Source organism: Protofrankia sp. CiP1_Cm_nod4, from assembly GCF_982290645.1.
Window position 1 is genome coordinate 61,751 of the sequence record NZ_CEVIVC010000015.1, and the last position, 1,872, is coordinate 63,622.

Below are 1,872 nucleotides of genomic sequence, written 5' to 3' on the forward strand. Positions count from 1 at the left end.
TCCGCCCGGTTGGCGGCACCCAGGGCGCCAGCCAGCCCGAACACGTTGTTGATCATAAGGTAGTAGAGCACCCGTTCGTCCACGAGAGCGTTGTCGAAGATCGCGGCGAGCCCGTCGCCGAACCCGGGCACGGCCCGGCGGGCGGCGTCCGCGTGGGACGCGGCGACATAGTAGCCCTGGCTGTCGCGGTACCAGCCGGCCGTGGGCCAGCCGTGGTCGTCCAAGGTGACCAGGCAGTTCTGCTGGTGCGCCTCCAGGCCGACCCCGTGGCGCGCGTACAGGTCGAGCGCCGGCGCGGCGACGACGCGCAGGTAACGGGCGAACCAGTCGGCGGCGATCTCGGCGGCGGGCCGCCCGGCCCGCGCCGCCAGCCCGTCGATGATCCTGGCGAGCATGGACGGGCCGGGGTCGGCGGGGTTGGCCGGGCCGGTGCGCACGGCCCGGTCCGGGCGGTCGGCGACCAGCCCGGCCACGCAGACCACCCGGTCGTCCGCGCCGAACGGGTTCACCCGGATCGCGCTGTCCAGCCCCGGGCCGGGCGCGCCCGCGGCCCCCGGGGCCGGGCTTCCCGCGCCCGGCGGGTTGAGACCGACCCACGCCGGATCCTCGAGCAGGTGGAAGCCGGGATGGGCGCTGGCCAGCCAGTCCCGCGGGCCCGCGTCGAGCAGTGCGCTGACCTGGGCGCTCAGCTCCAGTTCGCCACGCAGGTTGACCCGGCGGGAGTTGGTGATCCGCATCCCCAGGGAAAGTTTGATCATGACTGGCGCATCCGGCCGCCACACGGTGCGCAGCGACGCCGTCGGATACCACGGTGGCCCGGCCGGGCCGAGGTCCACCAGCAGGCCATCGGCGATCATGGCGGTGACGTCCGGCCGGGCACGCAGATGGCGGGCCTGCCAGGGGTGTGCCGGCAGGAGGAGGTGGCCGGCGGGGGCGGCGGGCAGGTCGCGGTCGGGCAGCAGGCGGCGCAGGAGTTCCGCCGGGCCGCGGCCGGCGATCGTCCCGCCCGAGGCCGCCACCGACGGGTGGGCGGCGAACCAGTGCAGCGCGAAGGAGCCATGTAGCTCTGGAGAGTATGTAGCCAGTTCCTCCGGCGAGGCGCCTTCGCGGCTCTTCGCTGTCGGATGGAACGGATGCCCGGTTATCAGCGCCTGTTCGGCGACGAGGAACAGCGGCAGGCCCGCCGCGTCGCCCGCTCTGTCCGCCACGGCAGACGCGCCCGCCCCGAACGGCATGGCCGCTTCGGCCGCTGCGGCCGCTGCGGCTGGTGTAAGCGGCACAGCCGGTAGGACGGCCGGGCCAGAGGGCGCGGCTGGTCCGGGCGGTGCTGTCGGCGTGCCCGGCGTAGCCGGTGCGCGGTGGGTGGTGGCGCGGGCTTCGATGTGCACGGCGATCCGCCGCAGCGAGTCGATGACGCGGCCGAGGCAGTCCGCGCCCGCCGACGCCGGCAGCCCCTGCCGGCTGGCGATCTCGCGGACGAGCAGGGCAGCCAGCAGCCCGGCGTCCACCGGCTGGCCTCCCGCGACCGGGCCTCCCGGGGCCGGGCCTCCCGCGACCTGGCCTCCCGGGGCCGGGCCGCCCGCGACCGGGCCTCCCGGGGCCGGGCCGCCCGCGACCGGAGCCTCCCGGCTCGGGCCTTCCGGGGCTGGGCCGCTGATGACCGGCGGGCCGAAGCGGTGCCAGCCGCAGGGTGAGCGATAGTGGACGGGCACCTCCAGGGCCAGGCCGGAGGCGGGCAGGCCGATCCGCAGCGGGCCGCCGTGGCGGTCCACTGCGATCCCGTTCTCCCGGACCCAGCAGCGCAGCAGCGTCTCGGTGACCCTGATGTCCGCGGCGGCCGCCGCGGACATCAGGGTCACCGAGACGCTGCTG

The 1,872-nt window shown here is 76.1% G+C and carries 1 protein-coding gene; it reads right to left on the reverse strand.

What is annotated here, in order from left to right; genetic code table 11:
- The coding region (locus AC5LSR_RS05340) for an IucA/IucC family protein (RefSeq protein WP_493468219.1) at positions 1-1,850 on the reverse strand (1,850 nt) is incomplete at its 3' end.
- Between the last annotated feature and the right edge of the window lie 22 nt (positions 1,851-1,872).